Raw genomic sequence first — 19,218 nt, 5'->3', positions numbered from 1 at the left:
CCTATTGTTTCGTCACAGGTGCAAATTTTGCTAACAAACGTTTAACACCAATTGGGCTTGGGAACGCAATATCTAATTCTTTTGCATCACCTTCACCTTTTACACTTACAACTGTACCGACTCCCCATTTTTGGTGGGAAGCTTTATCTCCTACTGCCCAGCCAATTTGTTCGCCGCCTGTCGTCTTAGCTGCAGGGCGCGCGAAAGCTGAACGAGAGCGTGTTGCTGTTGTGATTGTCGTTTTGCCGCTACTTGCCGTTCTGCCTTTTGTACCAAACGATGTTTCACGCTTCGGCGCTGTTTCATTTAATGATTCCACTAGTTCTGTCGGGATTTCTGTAATAAATCGAGACGCAGCGTTCATACTTGTTCTACCAAATAATGTACGCATTTGCGCGTTAGATAAATATAGCTCTTCTTCTGCACGAGTAATACCTACATAAGCAAGACGACGTTCTTCTTGCATTTCATCCTCTTCCATAAGAGAACGAGTATGAGGGAATATCCCTTCCTCTAAGCCAACAATAAAGACAACCGGGAACTCTAATCCTTTCGCCGAGTGCATCGTCATTAAAATAACTTCTTCACCAGCAGTTGGGTCTTCATCTACACGATCAATATCAGCAACAAGTGCTAAATCTGTTAAGAATGCAACAAGGCTCTTATCTTCGCTTTGAGATTCAAATGTTTGCGTAACAGATAAGAACTCGTCTAAGTTTTCTAAACGACCTTCCGCTTCTAAAGAACGTTCATTTTTTAACATATCGCGATAGCCTGTTTTTTCAATAACTTCTTCTACTAATTCTGTAACAGATAAATACTCTTGCATATTTACCCAGTTATTTAATAAATTCGCGAATTCTTTTACTGCCTTTGTAATTTTTGCACTTACTCCAACATGCTCAATCTCATCAAATACAGCAGTTAATGAAATTCCATTTTGCACACCGTAATTAATAATTTTATCGATAGAAGTCGCACCAATGCCACGCTTTGGCACATTTATAATACGTGCAAAACTAATTTCATCATCTGGATTACCGATTAAACGTAAGTACGCCAAAATATCTTTAATCTCTTTACGATCGTAGAACTTCGTACCCCCGACAATTTTATACGGAATGTTAGATTTAAGGAAAATCTCCTCGACCATACGAGACTGAGCATTCGTACGATATAGCACTGCAAAATCAGTATATTTTCGTTTCCCCATTTGAATATCGTCACGAATTTTTTTTGCAACAAAATACGCTTCGTCCTTTTCAGTTGCAGCACGATAATACGAGATTTTACTTCCAACTTGGTTGTCTGTCCATAATTTCTTCGGCTTACGATTCGTATTTTTTTCAATAACAGCATTCGCTGCATTTAAAATATTTTGTGACGAACGATAGTTTTGTTCTAACAGAATTACTTGTGCATTCTCATAGTCTTTTTCGAATGACAAAATGTTAGAAATATCTGCACCACGCCAGCGATAAATAGACTGGTCAGAGTCACCCACAACGCAAAGATTTTTAAAACGCGCTGCCAAATGTTTAACAAGAAGATATTGCGCTTTGTTCGTATCTTGATACTCATCAACATGAATATATTGGAACTTACGCTGATAAAACTCTAATACTTCTGGAACACGTTCAAATAGCTGAATCGTCGTCATAATTAAATCATCAAAGTCTAATGAATTATTTTTCAAAAGACGTTTTTGATACTCTGTGTATACATCGCTCGTTAATTTTTCATATGGATCAGCCATTGTAATTTTTTTTGCATATTTATCCGCAGATAACAGTTCATTTTTCGCATTACTAATACCCGCTAAAATAGAGCGCGGCTCAAATTTCTTCGGATCAACATTGCGCTCTTTCATAATTTTTTTGACTACAGTTAGCTGATCACCTGAATCTAAGATTGTAAAGTTACGATTAATACCAATACGATCGATATCGCGTCGTAAAATACGTACACACATAGAGTGGAACGTCGAAATCCAAATATCTTCTGCTTCTGGTCCCACAAGTGTATCAATACGCTCACGCATTTCACGAGCTGCTTTATTTGTGAAGGTAATAGCTAGTACATTCCATGGTGCTACACCTTTTTCACCAAGTAAATACGCAATACGATGTGTTAACACACGTGTCTTACCACTACCTGCACCTGCCATTAATAGAAGTGGTCCATTCGTTGTTTGTACTGCTTTTTGTTGCTGTGGATTTAAACCGTTTAATAACTTATCTGTCATACTCATATACGCCTGCACCTACTCTCCTTTTACTGCTTTAACTGTTTTTAACGCCGATTTTATATCATCATAAATAATATTTCCAACAACTACTGTATCAGCATATTGTGCCATTTCTTTCGCCTGTTCTGCATTAGAAATACCACCGCCATAATATAACTTAGCTTGTTTCAATTCTGCTTTTACATTTTTAACAAGTTCAACATCTCCATACGTACCGCTATATTCTAAATAAAATATCGGTAAACGTAATAGCTTGTCTGCTAAACGAGCATATGCAATAACGTCATCTTCTGTTACATCACATTTCGCTTCTGTAAGCTGGGCTACTTTCGCTTCTGGATTTAAAACACAATACCCTTCCATAAAAATTTCGTCCCAGTCCATAATATCCCCAAATTCTTTCAATGCCTCATGATGAACACCTGTTACCCATTCTACTTTTCGGCTATTTAAAACACTTGGGATGTAATAAAAATCAAATCCTGGTGTAATTGCTTCTACATCAGAAACCTCTAATACACAAGGAACTGCATATCTACGAATGCTAACTAGCATGTGTAATACGTTATCAATTGTAACTCCATCACTTCCGCCTACAATAACCGCATCAGTTCCAGACTCACAAATCATTTCTAAATGTTCATCGCTTAACTCCTTATTTGGATCAAGCTTAAATACATGTTTCCATCCGGAAATATCGTACATGAAAACACCCTTCCTTTTCTCTAGTTATATATATTTCTGTTCAAAATAACAGTTTATTTTCATCATTATTGTTTTAACTTCATCTTAAATATTTGTTTAAAACGGAGAATTAAGTTTGGAATTACCTCTTCCATATTTTTTAAACTAGAGGATTTAATTTTGAAGTTCCTTTTATGCATTCTTTCATTATAACAAAAAAAGTTACTTACACACACGCACATTCCAACATCTTTTTCCACGTCAAATGTTGGATTACATATCCCAAAAATCAAACGGGATACTAATAAAAGAAATAGTATTATCTATTTCAACTTTCATAAAAAGGAGTGTTTTTCTAATGAAGCAAAATATCGGGACAATAAACGCTCTAATTCGAATTACACTTGGGCTCGTCCTCTTCGGATGTAGTGCAACTAAACTTGTACGCAAGCCGTGGTGCACTTGGTCTAACATTTTTCTATGGATTGGTGCAATGAAAGTTGCAGAAGGAATTGTTCGTTTCTGCCCTGTTGTTGAAATGTGGAAATTCGGAAAATACATGAACATGGGGGCATTTAAAATGCCTAGCATGAATTTTGGTGAAAAAGGACATGCTAAAGAAGAAGTGAATCAAACTTCCACTCATGACAAGCCAGAGTCAAAAGGAAGTTATGACGCTTCTGACAAAGAGATTGAGTCAGCGATTGAAGATATAATCCTGGCAAAACCGCTTTGAATCATTTGTCACGATGCAAGATGCTCTCAAAGGGACTTAGCTGCTGCAGTGGGCGGTTAAGTCTTCTTTATTTTACCATAAAACAGAACGTATATTCTCTTTTTGAACCTTAAAATGTATATAAAAGATATCAACCAATAAAATTCAGAAAATTAGATGCATACCTCTTGCTTAAAATGATATAAAAGTGATATCATTTTTATATCAGGAGGCGATCATATGAAAGAAAAACAAGTATTTTATGTAAATGGTTTTCTCGGTATTATTGGAATTTTGATTTTAGCTGCTATCGGTGTATTTTTCCTTGCACAAGAAATTTTCATAGGAGCGGCACTAACTATTATATTAGCCGCAGTTCTCGCTACAGGTATCGGTATTGTTCAACCGAATCAAGCGAAGGTTATTACGTTCTTCGGTAATTATTTAGGAACAATTCGTCAAAACGGTTTATTTTTAACGATTCCGTTCGCATTCCGTCAAACTGTATCTTTACGTGTTGAAAACTTTAACAGTAAAAAATTAAAAGTAAATGACGTTGATGGAAATCCAATTGAAATTGCAGCTGTTATCGTATATAAAGTTGTTGATTCTGCAAAAGCAATGTTTGGTGTTGAACATTATGATCGATTTGTAGAAATTCAAAGCGAAACGGCAATCCGCCATGTTGCAACAAAATATCCTTATGACAATTTCCAAGATGAAACCTGCGTTACGTTACGCGGAAATACTGAAGAAATCTCTGAAGAATTAAAACGTGAGTTAGAGGCGCGTCTTGAAATTGCTGGTGTAGAAGTATTAGAAACTCGTTTAACGCACTTAGCTTACGCAACAGAAATTGCCCATGCAATGCTACAACGCCAGCAAGCAAAAGCAGTATTAGCTGCTAGAAAAGAAATTGTTGAAGGTGCTGTGAAGATGGCGAAAGATTCCATCCATATGTTAGATGAAGAAGGCGTACTAGAACTCGATGACGAGCGTAAAGCAAATATGGTAAACAACTTATTAGTTGCCATCGTTTCAGATAAAGGTGCGCAGCCAGTTATTAATACAGGAAGCCTATACTAAGGGCTATAAGTAATTATGGCTAAAAAGAAAAGCTTTCCATTACGTATTGATCCTGAATTACACGCAGTCATCGAAAAATGGGCAAATGATGAATTTCGTAGCGTCAATGCACACATCGAGTATTTACTTCGAGAAATGGCAAAGCAAAAAGGGAAATTAAAAAAAGATAAAGATGCATAAAAAATCCCGCTGATTCCTCAGCGGGATTTTTACATATTAACTTTTCGTCATCTCATGCCCAATTGCACGATATCCTATATCACTTCGATAAAATAGACCATCACTCTCAATTTTACCGATTTCTTTATATACTTTATCTTTTGCTTCTTGTAAACTATTTGCCTTACAAGCAACAAATAATACACGGCCACCGTTCGTTACAAAGTCCCCATGTTTCATTGCTGTACCTGCATGGAAAACAATCACATCTTGCAGTGCATCTAGTCCGCTAATAATATCACCTTTTTTATATGCTTCTGGATATCCTTTAGAAGCAAGTACAACACCGATTACCGCTTCTTCTGACCATTGTAACGTTAGTTCACTTTCATCTAATACAGCGTTACATACATCAACTAAATCGTTTTCTAATCGAGGTAATACAACTTCTGTTTCAGGATCACCGAAGCGTGCATTAAATTCAATTACCTTCGGACCATCATTTGTTAAAATAAGACCTGCGTATAAAATACCTGTAAACGAACGGTTTTCTTCAATCATCGCCTTAGCAGTTGGATGCAATACGGTTTGAATCGCTTCTTGAACTGCTGATTCTGGAATTTGTGGTACTGGAGAATATGCACCCATTCCGCCCGTATTTGGTCCTTTATCACCATCAAAAGCTCTTTTATGATCTTGGGCGATTATCATTGGATGTACAGTTGTTCCATTCACGAATGCCATTAATGAAAATTCTTGTCCACCTAAAAACTCTTCAATAACGACCTTCTTACTTGCCGCGCCGAATTTCACATCTTGCAGCATTTCTTTCACAGCTTGTAATGCCTCTTCAAGCGTCATCGCTACCGTTACACCTTTACCAGCAGCTAGGCCGTCAGCTTTAATAACGATTGGTGCACCAACTTTTTGAATGTACTGTACTGCTTCTTCATAATCTGTAAAAGTTTCGTACGCCGCAGTTGGAATATCATACTTTTTCATAAGCTCTTTTGTAAAAGCTTTACTACCTTCAATAACAGCAGCCGCTTTATTCGGACCAAATACGCGAAGTCCCTCTTCTTTAAAACGATCAACAATTCCATTCATAAGCGGAATTTCTGGTCCAACGAAAGTTAACTCAACATTATTCTCTTTTGCAAATAAAACTAATGCATCAAAATCATTTTCATCAATATCAACTGGTGTTGCAACATCTCTCATACCTTCATTACCTGGTGCTACATATACCTTTTCTACTTTTTCAGATTGTGCAAACTTCCAAGCTAAAGCATGCTCACGCCCACCGCGGCCAATTACTAAAACATTCATATTTCATCCCCCAATAATTAAATAAGTACAAACTAGAAGCTATGCTCCTAGTTTGCTTTTTCATATCAATAAAAGGTTATCTCGACCAGACTTTTTAAACATCCATATCAATAAAGGTTTAAAAAGGAGGATTAAGAGAACCAAGCAGGTCTAGGCGCATTTGCCAGGAGGACACGGAGTGTAGCTTTCCTACATGAGTACCGCACTGGCGATGCAACGACGACATGCGAAGGTTATCTCGACCGGACTTTTTAAACATCCATATCAATAAAGGTTTAAAAAGGAGGATTAAGAGAACCGAGCAGGTCTAGGCGCATTTGCCAGGAGGACACGGAGTGTAGCTTTTCTACATGAGTACCGCACTGGCGATGCAACGACGACATGCGAAGGTTATCTTAACCGGACTTTTTAAACATCCTCTATTAGTGTTTGAAATGACGTACGCCAGTGAACACCATAGCAATCCCATAAGTATCTGCCACTTTAATAGAATCTTCATCACGGATTGATCCGCCCGGTTGAATGATTGCTGTAATTCCTGCTTTTGCTGCTTCTTCTAATGTATCTGGCATTGGGAAGAAAGCATCAGATGCAAGCGCGCTACCTTGTGCTTTTTCACCAGCTTGTGTAATTGCGATTTTTGCAGAACCTACACGGTTCATCTGTCCCGCACCGACACCAATTGTCATGTCATCTTTCGCTAAAATAATTGCGTTTGATTTCACATGTTTTACAACTTTCCAAGCGAGTTTTAAATCTTTCCATTCTTGCTCTGAAGGTTCACGTTTCGTTGGAATTGAAATTGTACTTTCATCTAATGATAACGTATCTTCCTCTTGAACAAGAAGTCCACCTTGTACAGAAGTTAGTTTTTTGCTTGCACTTGTCGCTTTTTCAATATTTATAGTTAATAAACGTAAGTTCTTCTTACTTTGCAACACTTCTAAAGCTTCTTGCGAGAACGAAGGTGCGATAACAATTTCTAAGAAAATTTCATGTAACTTTTCTGCTGTAGCTTTATCAATTTCACGATTTGCTGCAATAATACCGCCGAAGATTGATACTGGATCTGCTTCATAAGCACGAGTATATGCTTCGTGAATATTAGTTCCTACTCCAACACCACATGGATTCATATGCTTTACTGCTACTACTGCTGGTTCTGTAAATTCTTTTACGATGCTAAGCGCTGCGTCTGCATCATTAATATTGTTATACGATAATTCCTTACCGTGTAATTGTTCTGCGTATGCAACAGAAGACGTTGCTGCGAATGACGCTTTATAGAAAGTTGCTTTTTGATGTGGGTTCTCGCCATAGCGTAAGTCTTGCTTTTTCTCAAATGTCACAGTTAATGTTTCTGGACTTTCTTCACCCATTTGCTCTGTTAAGTAGTTAGAAATTAACGCATCATACGCTGCTGTATGACGGAATACTTTCGCTGCTAGTTTACGTTTTGTTTCCTCTGCTACTTCACCGTTCTCTTTCAGTTCTGCTAACACAATATCATAATCTACTGGATCTACAATTACCGATACAAATTTATGATTTTTCGCAGCAGAGCGAATCATTGTTGGGCCACCGATATCAATATTTTCAATTGCATCAGCAAATGTTACATCAGGCTTAGCGATTGTTTCTTTAAATGGGTATAAGTTAACAACAACAAAGTCAATTGGCTCTATACCTAACTCATTCATTTGTGTTACATGTGTTTCATTATCACGAACTGCTAATAGACCACCATGAATATTTGGATGTAATGTTTTCACACGGCCATCCATAATTTCAGGGAAACCAGTTACTTCAGAAATGCCGATTACTTGTAAGCCATTTTCTTCTAGTAACTTTTTCGTACCACCTGTTGAAATAACTTCAATCCCTTGTTCTAGTAACCCTTTAACAAATTCTACTACTCCTGTTTTATCTGAAACACTTACTAATGCACGCTTTTTCATTTATCCTTCACCCCTGGTTGTATGTTAGTTAACAGTTGATTCTTTCACAGACTGAACAATTTGATTCACTGTATTTACGTATAATTTATGTTCAACTTGTTGAATTTTCTTTTGTAAGCTTTCTCTCGTATCCCCTTCAGAAACAACCACTGCTTCTTGTGCAATAATTGGCCCTGTATCCATACCTGCATCTACATAATGAATTGTTACTCCAGTTACTTTCACACCTGCTTCTAACGCTTGACCGACAGCATCTTTACCCGGAAAGCTCGGTAGTAATGATGGATGAATATTAATAATCTTCCCGCCGTATGCTTCTAGTAACGTCGGCCCGATTAAACGCATATATCCAGCTAAAATAACATAATCAATTTCATATTCTTCTAGCTTCTTTAATATCTCTTTTTCAAACGCTTCTTTTGACTCATATGCTTTCGCTGAAAAAGCAAAACACGGAATATGATGATAATTTGCCCGTCCAACAGCTCGTGCTTCTGGTTTATCACATACTAATAAACTAATTTCTGCATCCAATCTTTTTTCTTCTACCGCATTAACGAGAGATTGAAAGTTAGATCCACTTCCAGAAGCAAAAACTGCTAATCTACTCATAGTGCTGTGCCCCCATTAAAAGTAACGCCAGCTCCTTGTATAGTACGTCCAATAATACGAGCCATTTCTCCTTGCTCTTCAAGAAGACGAACAACATCTTTTGCATCTTCTTCCTTCACTGCTACTACCATACCAATACCCATGTTAAAAATATTGAACATTTCTTTCTCTTCCAGTTTTCCAACTTCTTGAAGCAAACTAAAGATCGGCTGAATTTCCCAAGATCCTAGTTCAATCTCAGCACCGATTCCTTCTGGCAACATGCGTGGAATATTTTCAATAAATCCACCACCTGTAATATGCGCCATACCGTATACTTCATGTTTCTTCAATAGTTCTAAAATAGGTTTGACATAAATTTTCGTTGGTTTTAATAATTCTTCACCAAGAGGTAGTTCTAAGCGGCCATAAATACGCTCTAAAGATAGTTCCCCATCTTCTAATAACACTTTTCGTACTAAAGAGTAACCATTGCTATGAATACCGCTAGATGCTAAGCCAATTAGCACGTGACCAGCTTCAATCTTTTCACCTGTTACAATTTTCTTTTTATCAACAATCCCAACTGTAAAACCAGCTAAATCATATTCTTCCGTAGAATACATTCCTGGCATTTCAGCTGTTTCTCCACCGATTAATGCACAACCAGCTTGGCGACAGCCCTCTGATATACCTTTGACGATGTTTTCAATTTTACTAGGTTCAGCTTTACCACAAGCAATATAATCAAGGAAGAAAAGCGGCTCTGCTCCTTGGACAACAATATCATTTACACACATTGCTACTGCATCAATACCAATTGTGTCATGTTTATCTGCCATAAAAGCGAGCATCAATTTCGTTCCCACGCCATCTGTTCCAGATACTAATACAGGTTCTTCTAATGCAAATTTTGATAGATCAAACATACCTCCAAAACCGCCTAAACCGCCTAGTACTTCTTTTCTCATAGTTGTTTGTACGTGTTTTTTCATGCGAGATACCGCTTCATATCCAGCTTCAATATCTACTCCTGCTTGCTTATATGCATTCGCCATCGTTATTTACACCTCGTCTTTTAATTTCTCCCCATCCAGGGCGGGCTATTTTAAGAAAGGATCTAGCTCCTACATCAAAAGAAGTAGAAGCTTTTCTCACTTTTCTTATTTCATGCTTTCTAAAAGCTCTTGCTCATAATCATAAAGAGCTGTTGGATAGTCCCCATTAAAGTAAGCCATGCATAGGCCGCCATATTTCCCTTCATATGGACGTCCAATTGCATCTACTAATCCATCTTCACTTAAAAATGTTAAAGAATCTGCTCCGATCATTTCACGGATTTCTTCTACTGTATGATTTGCTGCAATTAATTCTTTTCTCGTTTGAATATCAATGCCATAGAAACATGGATATTTCAGAGGTGGTGAAGCAATTCTTACGTGAACTTCTGTCGCTCCAGCCTCACGAAGCATACGAACAATTCGTTTACTTGTCGTTCCTCTTACGATAGAGTCATCAATCATAACAACTCGTTTCCCTTCAACTACACCTCTTACTGCGGAAAGCTTCATCTTAACCCCTTGCTCGCGCAGTTCTTGAGAAGGTTGAATAAACGTACGTCCAACGTAACGATTTTTAATTAATCCTAACTCATATGGAATACCTGTCGCCTCCGCATAGCCAATCGCAGCTGAAATACTAGAGTCTGGTACACCAGTAACAACATCTGCTTCAATAGGAGCTTCTGCCGCTAAACGTTTCCCCATATTCTTACGTGCTGCATGAACATTAACGCCTGCAATATTAGAATCTGGTCGTGCAAAGTAAATATATTCCATACTACAAATTGCATGTTCTACATCGTTTGTGAAACGATCTACGTGAATTCCTTCATCATTAATGATAAGTAATTCACCCGGTTCTACATCACGAATGTATGTTGCACCTACTACATCAAAAGCACATGTTTCTGACGCTACAACGTAAGCATCCCCCATCTTTCCAATTGAAAGCGGACGGAACCCATTCGGATCTAATGCAACGATCATTTCATTTCCAGTTAGTAAAAGATACGCAAACGCACCTTTCACTTTATTTAAAGCCTCTTTTACACTTTCAATTAAAGAATCTTTCGTGCTACGTTTAATAAGATGTAAAAGTACTTCTGTATCTGAACTAGTTTGAAAAATACTGCCCTCTGCTTCTAATTCACGACGAAGCATTTTTGCGTTAATTAAATTTCCGTTATGAGCTAACGCCATACTATGATCGGAAAAACGGAACAACAATGGTTGAACGTTAGCAACTTCACTTCCACCAGCTGTTGCATATCGTACATGTCCGATTGCTGATTTTCCATTTAATCCTTCTAGCTCACCTCTTGAAAACACTTCTGATATTAAACCTAACCCCTTGTGACCGACGATTTTTTCCCCATTATTTACGACAATGCCTGCGCCTTCTTGCCCACGGTGCTGTAAACTGTGCAATCCGTAGTATGAAACTTGTGCTGCATTTTCATGCCCCCAAATTCCGAAAACGCCACATTCTTCGTTTAACCCCTTTATTTCAGCAAGCATGGGATTGCCCCTTTCCAAGCCTTTCTCATTTCATCTACATTTGCTGTAAGTAATACTTCATTTTCTTCATTATGAATTGTTACTTCATTTGTACTTGTTACTTCTCCAACTTGGATTGCTTCTACTGCTTTCTCAAACGCCTCTTTATTTTCACGTTTTACAGTTATCACGAAGCGAGACTGTGATTCAGCGAATAATGCTGCTGTTGCTTCTCCATCTAATTTCACAGTAGCACCTAAGCCTTTAGCACCAATTGCACTTTCTGAAATCGCAACTGCTAAACCACCTTCAGCAACATCATGTGCAGATTGAACAAGACCAGCTTGAATTGCTTCTAATACTTGTTTTTGGCGTTTTAATTCTACATCTAAATCGATACTTGGTGATTGACCGAAAATTTTGCCGTGAATCATTTTCTGTAATTCACTTCCGCCAAACTCAGCTTTCGTCTCACCAATTACATACACTAAATCACCAGCTTGCTTAAACTCTTGTGTTGTTACATGTTTTAAGTCATGCACAAGTCCGACCATCCCAACAGTTGGTGTTGGATATACAGCTTCACCACTACGCTCGTTATACATCGATACGTTTCCGCCGATAACTGGTGTTTGTAATGTGCGACAAGCTTCACTCATACCGTCTACTGATTTCTCAATCTGCCAGAAGATTTCTGGTTTTTCTGGGTTACCGAAGTTTAAGCAATCTGTAATTGCAAGTGGCTCTCCGCCAGAACATACGATATTACGCGCTGCCTCTGCTACTGCAATTTTACCGCCCATCTCTGGGTCTAGATAAATGTAGCGAGAGTTACAATCTGTCGTCATTGCTAATCCTTTTTCTGTACCGCGTACACGTACAACTGCAGCATCTGAACCTGGCGTAACAACTGTGCTTGTGCGAACCTGGTAATCGTATTGATCGTATACCCACTCTTTACTTGCAATTGTTGGTTGCTGTAATAAAGCAAATAACGCGTCTTTATAATTTTCTACTTTTGGCGTTTCCATTTTCATTGCTTGGAATTCAGCAAAGTATGCTGCTTCTTTTGATGGCTTATGATAAATTGGTGCTTCTTCTGCTAAAGCATCTGCTGGAACTTCAGCTACCTTTTCACCTTTATGGAATAAACGAAGCATTTTATCTTCCGTTACTTTCCCCATCGTAACCGCTGCAAGACCATACTTCTCAAATAAATCTACTATTTCTTGTTCTCTACCTTTTTTCACGACAATTAACATACGCTCTTGTGATTCAGATAGCATCATTTCATATGGTGTCATTCCTGTTTCACGCTGTGGTACATCATCTAAGTACATTTCAATACCCATTCCTGCTTTACTTGCCATTTCTGCAGATGATGATGTTAAACCAGCCGCACCCATATCTTGAATTCCAACAAGTGCATCAGATTGAATTAATTCTAAACATGCTTCAATAAGAAGTTTTTCCATAAATGGGTCCCCTACTTGAACCGCTGGACGTTTCGCTTCTGAGCTTTCAGATAGTTCTTCCGACGCGAATGTTGCACCGTGAATACCGTCACGACCAGTTGATGCTCCTACGTACATTACTGTGTTACCAGCACCATGCGCTTGCCCTTTTTTAATGTCTTCGTGGTTAATCAAACCTACGCACATTGCATTTACAAGTGGGTTTCCTTCATAACATGGATCAAATTGTACTTCGCCGCCAACAGTCGGAATACCGATGCAGTTACCGTATCCTGCAATTCCTGCTACTACTTCTTCGAATAAATATTTCACACGTGGTGACTGTAATTCACCGAAACGAAGTGAGTTTAATAGAGCTACCGGACGTGCTCCCATAGAGAATACGTCACGAATAATACCACCAACACCTGTTGCAGCTCCTTGATATGGTTCAATAGCTGAAGGATGGTTATGACTTTCCATTTTAAATACAACTGCTTGATTATCACCGATATCTACAATTCCAGCACCTTCTCCAGGTCCTTGCAGAACGCGCTCACCTGTCGTTGGAAACTTACGAAGAACTGGTTTCGAATTTTTATAACTACAATGTTCAGACCACATTACAGAGAATAACCCTGTTTCTGTATAATTTGGCAGACGACCTAAAATCTTTTCAACCATGGCAAACTCTTCGTCTGTTAGCCCCATTTCCGCATATATACGCTCTTCTTTAATTTGTGTTGGATTTGGTTCAAGCATTAACGACATATGTTTCCCTCCACTGTTTTAAGATAGATTGAAAGACTTTTAACCCTTCAGCACCACCAAGTAATTCATCTACAGCACGCTCTGGGTGTGGCATCATACCAAGTACATTTCCTTTTTCATTTACAATACCAGCAATATCTGAAACGCTACCGTTAGGGTTTTCTACGTAACGGAATGCGATTTGATTGTTCTCTTCTAATTGTTTAAGCGTCGCTTCATCACAATAGTAATTCCCCTCACCATGCGCGATTGGAATATTAATTACTTCATCTTTTCCATATTGTGATGTAAACATCGTTTCATTATTTTCAACACGCAACTGAACAGTGCGACACATAAATTTTAAGTTTTCGTTTCTCATTAACGCTCCTGGTAGTAATCCTGATTCAACAAGAATCTGGAATCCATTACATACACCTAAAATCGGCTTTCCTTGCTCAGCAGCTTTTTGCACTGCTTTCATTGCATTAGCAAAGCGAGAGATAGCACCGCAGCGTAAGTAGTCACCATAAGAAAATCCACCTGGTAGTAGAATTGCATCATATTCATCTAAATTCTCTGTATCGTGCCAAACGTAATCTACTTCTTCGCCAAGCTCATCTTTAATTGCATGGAACATATCGACATCACAGTTCGAACCCGGAAATACTATTACGGCAAATTTCACTGTGCGACAACCTCCTCAACTTCATAACGGAAGTCTTCCATTACAACATTCGCTAATAGTTTTTCACACATTTCCTTTACCTTGCTATCTAAATCAGATACAGATTTATCAATTGTTAGTTCCATGTACTTTCCGATTCGAACATCTTGTACTTCTGTGAATGAAAGACTATGAAGTGCTCCTTTTACTGCTGTTCCTTGTGGATCTAATACGCTTTCTCTTAATGTTACATATACCTTAACTTTATACATGTGAAATTCCCCCTAAACGTTTTAAAATCTCTTCATAAGCATCTGTTAAATTTCCAAGATCGCGACGGAATACGTCTTTATCAAACTTTTCATTGCTCGTTTCATCCCATAAACGGCAAGTATCCGGTGAAATTTCATCCGCTAAAATGATTTCTCCTTCTTCCGTTACACCAAACTCTAATTTGAAATCTACTAATCTTACACGACAGCTTGCGAAATGATCAATCAACACTTGATTGATTTGTAGAGCCATATCTCGTAATACACTTACTTGCTCTGGTGATGCAACGTTTAATACACGAATATGATCTTCCGTTACAAGCGGATCTCCTAAATCATCATCTTTGAAGTAAAATTCTACGATTGGTTCTGCAAGTACAGTTCCCTCTTCCATTCCTAATCGTTTTGAAAGACTTCCTGCAATTACATTTCTTGTGACAACTTCTAAAGGAATAATACTCACTTTTTTAACAAGTTGTTCTGTTTCAGATAACTTCTCAACAAAATGTGTTTTAATTCCCACTTCTTGTAACTTTCTGAACAATAAAGTTGTAATTTCATTGTTCAAACGACCTTTTCCTGTAATCGTCTCTTTTTTCTCCCCATTGAAAGCAGTCGCACTATCTTTGTACTCTACCCAAACCATATCTGCTGATTCTGTACGATAAATTCTTTTTGCCTTACCTTCATACAGCAATTCTAGCTTTTGCATTTCGCAAGCCCCCTGTAGTTTGAAAAATGTGAATAATGTTTTTATAAAGAATGGCACAGAATGACTCTATTCTGTGCCATATGAAATTTTACGCTTCGTTTAATCCAAGGCGTTCAAAGATTGTATCAACGTGTTGCATATGATGCTCATAGTTGAAGCATTCATTAATTTCTTCTTGTGTTAACTTGCTTGTAATACGCTCATCAGCTTCTACAAGCTCTTTAAATTGTACTTGTGTTTCCCAAGCTTCCATCGCTTTAGGCTGTACGATATCATAAGCTTCTTCACGTACCATACCTTTGTCGATTAGTGTAAGCATTACGCGCTGAGAATAAATTAAGCCGTATGTTCTTGTCATATTGCGTTTCATATTCTCTGGGTATACAGTTAAGTTTTTAACGATATTACCAAAGCGATTTAACATGTAATTTAATGCGATTGTAGCATCTGGTAAAATTACACGTTCTGCCGAAGAGTGAGAAATGTCACGCTCATGCCATAATGGAACATTTTCGTAAGCTGTCATCATATAACCGCGGATAACACGAGCTAAACCAGTCATATTTTCAGAACCAATTGGATTACGTTTATGTGGCATTGCAGAAGAACCTTTTTGACCTTTTGCGAAAGCTTCTTCAACTTCACGTGTTTCACTCTTTTGTAAACCACGAATCTCAACTGCCATCTTTTCGATAGATGTTGCAATTAGTGCAAGTGTTGACATGTAGTGTGCGTGACGATCACGTTGCAATGTTTGTGTTGAAATTGGTGCTGCTTCTAATCCTAAGTTTTCACAAACATATTTTTCTACGAATGGATCGATATTTGCATATGTACCAACCGCACCAGATAGTTTACCAACACGAACTGTATCAGCAGCTTGTTTGAAACGCTCTACGTTACGTTTCATTTCTTCATACCAAAGACCAAGTTTTAAACCAAATGTTGTTGGTTCTGCATGAACACCATGTGTTCTTCCCATCATGATTGTGTATTTATGCTCTTTCGCTTTGTTAGCTAAAATGCTTACAAAGTTTTCTAAGTCTTTTAATATGATTTCATTCGCTTGTTTTAAAATGTAAGATAACGCTGTATCTACTACGTCTGTAGATGTTAAACCGTAATGAACCCATTTACGTTCCTCACCTAATGCTGGCGTTTCGGATACAGCACGAGTGAATGCAACTACGTCATGACGTGTTTCTTTTTCAATTTCATAAATACGATCAATATCAAATGATGCATGCTCACGAATTTTCTTAACATCTTCTTTTGGAATATCGCCAAGCTCAGCCCATGCTTCACAAGCTAAAATCTCAACTTCTAACCATGCTTTAAATTTGTTCTCTTCCGTCCAAATTGCACCCATTTCTGGGCGTGTATAACGACTAATCATCTTTTTCCCTCCAACAGTTGTTCTTGATGGTCCCAAATATGCAAACTCTTCGCTTTTTCTAGAGCGACTTCAATATTATCATTTAAAATATTAACATGCCCCATTTTTCGCTGTGCTTTTGCTTCTTCTTTTCCATACAAGTGTAAATAGCACCCGGTTAATCTATTCACTTGTCTTAGGACCCCTTCTATATGTTCGCCTAAAATGTTTACCATGACAACTGGTTTTAACAAATTTGTTTCTCCTAGAGGTAAATTACAGATTGCTCGAATATGTTGACCAAATTGACTCGTCTCACATGCATCCTGTGTATAGTGTCCTGAATTGTGAGGTCTTGGCGCTAATTCATTAATATAAATCTCACCATTATCTGTAGCAAACATCTCTACAGCTAGTGTTCCCACAAGTTCTAATTCATCCGCAAGTACCTTTGCATAAGCAATTGCTTTTTGAGAAAGCTCTTCTGTAATGCGAGCTGGAACGATAGATTCATGTAAAATGTTATTTACATGAATATTTTCTGCTACTGGAAACACTTTTGTTTCACCACTTACACTACGAATCACAATAACTGATACTTCTTTTTCAAAAGGCACCCATTTCTCTAAAATACATTCTGCTTTATCCACAAGATTTCTTGCTGTCTCAACATCAGCTTCACTTCTTAAAACAACTTGTCCTTTCCCATCATATCCACCTGTCGTCGTTTTTAAGACGGAAGGGAATGATAACTCAGCAATTGCTTCTGTAAGCTGATCTTGATTTTGAACTAATCTATACGTTGCTACTGGTAACCCAGCCTTCTCAATCGCATTCTTTTCTGTAAAACGATTTTGCGTTGTATTTAACAACTGACTACCTTGTGGTAAGTACGCATGTTTTTCAAGCCATTGTAAACATCTATAATCAATATTCTCAAATTCATATGTGACAACATCACTTATCTCTGCTAAATGCTGAATTGCTTTTAAATCATCATATGGTGCAACAATTTCAATATCAGCAACTTGTGCACATGGTGAATGCTTTGTAGGATCTAAAACAGCAATTTTATATCCCATTTCCTTAGCTGCCAATGCCATCATTCTTCCTAGCTGGCCGCCTCCAATAATACCGATTGTTTTTCCAGGTAAAATGATCCTCGTCATACTAGCTCACTACCTTCACGCACATCTTTTTCAATCGCTTCTCGTCTCAATTCTAATGCATCATGTATATCATCATGGAATGATCCAAGTATTTGTGCGGCAAGTAATCCAGCATTCGTTGAACCGGCTTTACCAATTGCAACAGTTGCAACTGGAACACCTCCTGGCATTTGGACGATGGATAATAATGAATCTAAGCCGTTTAATGCTTTTGATTGAACTGGAACTCCAATTACAGGAAGATTTGTCTTCGCTGCAACCATTCCTGGTAAATGTGCTGCTCCACCAGCTCCAGCAATAATAACTTTCAATCCACGTTCACGAGCCGTCTCTGCATATTCAAACATATAATCCGGAGTCCGATGAGCGGATACAACTTTTTTCTCATACGGTATATTTAATTCATCTAAAATATCACAAGCATATTTCATTGTTTCCCAGTCTGACGTGCTTCCCATTATGACTCCAACTAGTGATTTCATATTAGAATCCCCCCGATTCAAATAAAAAAAGCCTGAAATAGAACAGTTTCTCTTTTACTATGAGAGAAAGCGCTCTACTCAGGCATACGTATCCCTTGTGAATAGAAAAATACCGAGTGACTTTCCCTCATAGTCTAACGAATAACGGTCGTTAGGTAGAGACTTGCAGGCCATATCCCCGCGATTATATGAGGTCTTATATTATTGTTTCTATGGTTATATTAACAATATTTCATAAACAATGTCAATAAATAATCGAATGTTTTTTTATTAGTAGTCAATAACGTTCGTGTTTTAGTTATATTCAAAAGAAGAATTGCAACTATATGCAAGAAGAAAAGGGAATTAGAATATATATTTCTAGAGATCTATTTTACGTATAATCGTTTAAATGGCACTTCAGTATGTTTTAAATCAATATATATACACTCTTGTATTATTATAACGATTTAATTTCTAAGGAGGATAACTGTTAAAGAAAGAACTATGCTATTATCCTATTTATTTTTCTCTATTGCAGTAATTTCTGTAATTATTAAATACTTATTTATAGCATCTCATTATTTAAAATATATACTTATGATAGTAATAATTTGTCCTATTTTAAGTATTACTTTAGCGACATTAGGAAAATCAGGAACACAAAAAATCATTGCTATTATTTTAAACAGTCTCTATTTCATTCTTTTTTCGTCTTTAGCTTTATTAAATTTATGGATTATAGCCTTCGGTAAATAAAAATAAACACAAAAAAACCTAAGTCGAAACGACTTAGGTTTTTGCTTGGCGACGTCCTACTCTCACAGGGACAAGGTCCCAACTACCATCGGCGCTAGAGAGCTTAACTTCCGTGTTCGGTATGGGAACGGGTGTGACCTCTCTGCCATCATCACCAAACTATGAAGGCATATTCCTTCAAAACTAGATAACATTTGCTACATATTATATGGTTAAGTCCTCGATCTATTAGTATTCGTCAGCTCCACATGTCACCATGCTTCCACCTCGA

At 37.7% G+C, this 19,218-nt stretch carries 18 protein-coding genes, 1 rRNA gene and 1 riboswitch; of the genes, 4 read left to right on the top strand and 15 right to left on the bottom strand.

Annotated elements, in window-relative coordinates; translation table 11 throughout:
* Position 1: 1 nt before the first annotated feature.
* Positions 2 to 2,251, bottom strand: coding sequence for a DNA helicase PcrA (gene pcrA / locus ES895_RS18690; RefSeq protein ID WP_002100669.1), 2,250 nt, complete (start codon positions 2,249 to 2,251; stop codon positions 2 to 4).
* A 12-nt stretch (positions 2,252 to 2,263) separates the two neighbouring features.
* Positions 2,264 to 2,953 (bottom strand): heptaprenylglyceryl phosphate synthase, encoded by a 690-nt coding sequence (gene pcrB, locus ES895_RS18685; protein ID WP_000272103.1) that lies wholly within the window; start codon positions 2,951 to 2,953, stop codon positions 2,264 to 2,266.
* Positions 2,954 to 3,290: 337 nt separating this feature from the next.
* Here pcrB and ES895_RS18675 point away from each other — a divergent pair, with 337 nt between their 5' ends.
* The 3 genes from ES895_RS18675 (at position 3,291) to ES895_RS18665 (ending at position 4,913) form a co-directional block, all read left to right on the top strand.
* On the top strand, positions 3,291 to 3,668 hold the full coding sequence (locus tag ES895_RS18675) for a YgaP family membrane protein (protein WP_000812348.1): 378 nt from the start codon (positions 3,291 to 3,293) through the stop codon (positions 3,666 to 3,668).
* Positions 3,669 to 3,887: 219 nt separating this feature from the next.
* Positions 3,888 to 4,733, top strand: a complete 846-nt coding sequence (locus ES895_RS18670; RefSeq protein WP_000660669.1) for an SPFH domain-containing protein — start codon at positions 3,888 to 3,890, stop codon at positions 4,731 to 4,733.
* 15 nt (positions 4,734 to 4,748) lie between these two features.
* On the top strand, positions 4,749 to 4,913 hold the full coding sequence (locus tag ES895_RS18665; protein WP_001085171.1) for a type II toxin-antitoxin system antitoxin: 165 nt from the start codon (positions 4,749 to 4,751) through the stop codon (positions 4,911 to 4,913).
* A 36-nt stretch (positions 4,914 to 4,949) separates the two neighbouring features.
* Here ES895_RS18665 and purD read toward each other — a convergent pair whose 3' ends face one another.
* From purD to purE, 12 genes are all read right to left on the bottom strand, one after another.
* The gene (purD, locus tag ES895_RS18660; RefSeq protein WP_135238553.1) at positions 4,950 to 6,221 is read right to left on the bottom strand and encodes a phosphoribosylamine--glycine ligase; all 1,272 of its coding nucleotides are present in this window, start codon (positions 6,219 to 6,221) and stop codon (positions 4,950 to 4,952) included.
* Between the two features lie 422 nt (positions 6,222 to 6,643).
* A complete protein-coding gene (purH, locus tag ES895_RS18655; RefSeq protein ID WP_135238552.1) occupies positions 6,644 to 8,179 on the bottom strand; it encodes a bifunctional phosphoribosylaminoimidazolecarboxamide formyltransferase/IMP cyclohydrolase in 1,536 nt (511 codons plus the stop codon).
* A gap of 24 nt (positions 8,180 to 8,203) precedes the next feature.
* Positions 8,204 to 8,791: a phosphoribosylglycinamide formyltransferase gene (gene purN, locus ES895_RS18650; protein ID WP_000088589.1), complete on the bottom strand. Its 588-nt coding sequence runs from the start codon at positions 8,789 to 8,791 to the stop codon at positions 8,204 to 8,206.
* Positions 8,788 to 9,828, bottom strand: coding sequence for a phosphoribosylformylglycinamidine cyclo-ligase (gene purM, locus ES895_RS18645; protein WP_001262439.1), 1,041 nt, complete (start codon positions 9,826 to 9,828; stop codon positions 8,788 to 8,790). The genes purN and purM overlap by 4 nt, the downstream gene beginning before the upstream one ends.
* A gap of 105 nt (positions 9,829 to 9,933) precedes the next feature.
* The gene (purF, locus tag ES895_RS18640) at positions 9,934 to 11,349 is read right to left on the bottom strand and encodes an amidophosphoribosyltransferase (RefSeq protein WP_000879025.1); all 1,416 of its coding nucleotides are present in this window, start codon (positions 11,347 to 11,349) and stop codon (positions 9,934 to 9,936) included.
* A complete protein-coding gene (purL, locus tag ES895_RS18635) occupies positions 11,334 to 13,553 on the bottom strand; it encodes a phosphoribosylformylglycinamidine synthase II (protein ID WP_000055558.1) in 2,220 nt (739 codons plus the stop codon). Before purL ends, purF begins: the two co-directional genes overlap by 16 nt.
* Positions 13,537 to 14,220 carry a phosphoribosylformylglycinamidine synthase subunit PurQ gene (gene purQ / locus ES895_RS18630; RefSeq protein WP_000666787.1) on the bottom strand — a complete coding sequence of 228 codons (684 nt, stop codon included), beginning with the start codon at positions 14,218 to 14,220 and terminating at the stop codon, positions 13,537 to 13,539. Before purQ ends, purL begins: the two co-directional genes overlap by 17 nt.
* Complete coding sequence (purS, locus tag ES895_RS18625; protein WP_000278823.1) at positions 14,217 to 14,471, bottom strand: phosphoribosylformylglycinamidine synthase subunit PurS; 255 nt, start codon at positions 14,469 to 14,471, stop codon at positions 14,217 to 14,219. The genes purQ and purS overlap by 4 nt, the downstream gene beginning before the upstream one ends.
* Positions 14,464 to 15,183, bottom strand: a complete 720-nt coding sequence (gene purC / locus ES895_RS18620; RefSeq protein ID WP_001170544.1) for a phosphoribosylaminoimidazolesuccinocarboxamide synthase — start codon at positions 15,181 to 15,183, stop codon at positions 14,464 to 14,466. The genes purS and purC overlap by 8 nt, the downstream gene beginning before the upstream one ends.
* Positions 15,184 to 15,271: 88 nt before the next feature.
* Positions 15,272 to 16,579: an adenylosuccinate lyase gene (gene purB / locus ES895_RS18615; RefSeq protein WP_000625682.1), complete on the bottom strand. Its 1,308-nt coding sequence runs from the start codon at positions 16,577 to 16,579 to the stop codon at positions 15,272 to 15,274.
* A complete protein-coding gene (gene purK / locus ES895_RS18610; protein ID WP_000196770.1) occupies positions 16,576 to 17,727 on the bottom strand; it encodes a 5-(carboxyamino)imidazole ribonucleotide synthase in 1,152 nt (383 codons plus the stop codon). Before purK ends, purB begins: the two co-directional genes overlap by 4 nt.
* Entirely contained in the window at positions 17,724 to 18,209 is a 486-nt protein-coding gene (gene purE, locus ES895_RS18605; protein WP_000839367.1) for a 5-(carboxyamino)imidazole ribonucleotide mutase, read from the bottom strand. Before purE ends, purK begins: the two co-directional genes overlap by 4 nt.
* Before the next feature lie 110 nt (positions 18,210 to 18,319).
* A riboswitch (purine riboswitch) is annotated at positions 18,320 to 18,421 on the bottom strand.
* Positions 18,422 to 18,695: 274 nt separating this feature from the next.
* On the opposite strand from purE, the gene ES895_RS29810 reads away from it, so the two are divergent.
* A complete protein-coding gene (locus ES895_RS29810) occupies positions 18,696 to 18,947 on the top strand; it encodes a hypothetical protein (RefSeq protein ID WP_097842733.1) in 252 nt (83 codons plus the stop codon).
* A gap of 43 nt (positions 18,948 to 18,990) precedes the next feature.
* On the opposite strand, the gene rrf is transcribed toward ES895_RS29810, so the two are convergent.
* Positions 18,991 to 19,106: ribosomal RNA gene (gene rrf, locus ES895_RS18595) — 5S ribosomal RNA — on the bottom strand.
* Between the last annotated feature and the right edge of the window lie 112 nt (positions 19,107 to 19,218).

The sequence above is a fragment of the Bacillus sp. 007/AIA-02/001 genome (assembly GCF_004634455.1).
GTDB classification, from domain to species: Bacteria; Bacillota; Bacilli; order Bacillales; family Bacillaceae_G; genus Bacillus_A; species Bacillus_A cereus.
This window is presented reverse-complemented; position numbering and strand designations above follow the sequence as displayed.